Genomic DNA, 1,229 nt, shown 5'->3' with positions numbered 1-1,229 from the left:
CGGATACACTGCCACAATGCTGTGTGGTTATCGGTTTTATTGGCAATGAGTCCGATTTCTTCCTCTTCAACCGGATCGCGCGGCCTGTCAATCAGAGCCAGTGGTGTAATATCTTCACCGTCTTTATCGGTAAAAAGTTCAACTACGCGCAGGTCATAGGCTTGGGTTTCCGGCTCTTCGGCATCTTTCATTTTGGTGCAGGTGATAATCTGTGCGCCGCCTTTTTCCCCCTCCTGATTGATCCGGTATTCAACATCCAGCGCAGCCCGAAACGCACTGGAACCCCTTGCGCCTTTGCTTTCATCTTTGCCTGAATGGTGAACAACCAGAATACTGGCCCCTGTTTTGGCTTTCAGTTCGTCACAGCCCCGGACAAAAGCGCCCATGTCTTTGGAATCATTTTCATCAGCCCCGCCAAAACAACGGGCAAGGGTATCCAGAATAATCAGGCGCATTGGCTGGCCCGTTTCAGATTCAACCTGCTGAGCAGCAATCACCAGCTCATGCACTTCGGCGGGAGAGGCCGGAAAGACCGGCGTATTGATCAGATACATATTTTCAACAGTCTGACCATTAACGATTTCCCAGGCTTTGATGCGCTGTGGCACGCCGCTCCCGCCTTCACCGACGACGTACAGTACGGAACCCTGAGCAACCTGTTTTCCTGCCCATGCCTTCCCCGTGGCAATATGACAGCCCCATGCTCCCGCCAGAACACTCTTATATGATCCGCTCGCGCCGTAAATGCTGCACAGGGAATGTGCCGGGATAATACCTTTAACCACGTAGTCTAACTGAGCATCAAATCCTGTCGAACCCACTGACAGTGGTAACTTTGTTTTACGCTTTGGATAAATGCTTTCGACATTGTCATAATGACGGTTTTCTATTGCGTGAAGGTTCATGGGTTTCCCTGCCTGATATAACCCGTTACTGAATACCTGCTTTACTGCTTCAATACCGTGTTGTTGTCGATAATCGTCCCAGTCAGCTTTTATATTACCCGGTGGCAATGTAAGCCAGCCGTTAACCGCAATGGCCGCTTTTTCTGCTGAGAGTTTGCCAGTATTCACTTTCGGTCTCCCGTTCTTATCCAGTTCGCTGGGATGATGCCAGTCGTTATCTGCGGCAATAATAATTTTCGTGTCCTACCAGCGTTCCCCGACTGATTGGGCGACGTAGAGCAAATTACCTGCATCCAGCGCTGATAGAGCAATAAACGCGCCTTT

General features: G+C 50.1%; 1 protein-coding gene. It reads right to left on the bottom strand.

What is annotated here, in order from left to right; all coding sequences use genetic code 11:
• Positions 1 to 1,073 (bottom strand): helicase RepA family protein (locus tag FE394_RS18815; protein ID WP_319927851.1); only part of this gene is annotated, 1,073 nt, incomplete at its 3' end.
• Between the last annotated feature and the right edge of the window lie 156 nt (positions 1,074 to 1,229).

The organism is Xenorhabdus littoralis (genome assembly GCF_033949345.1).
Taxonomy (GTDB): Bacteria; Pseudomonadota; Gammaproteobacteria; order Enterobacterales; family Enterobacteriaceae; genus Xenorhabdus; species Xenorhabdus littoralis.
Note: the sequence above shows the minus strand (reverse complement) of the source record. Positions and strands in the feature narration are given on the sequence as shown.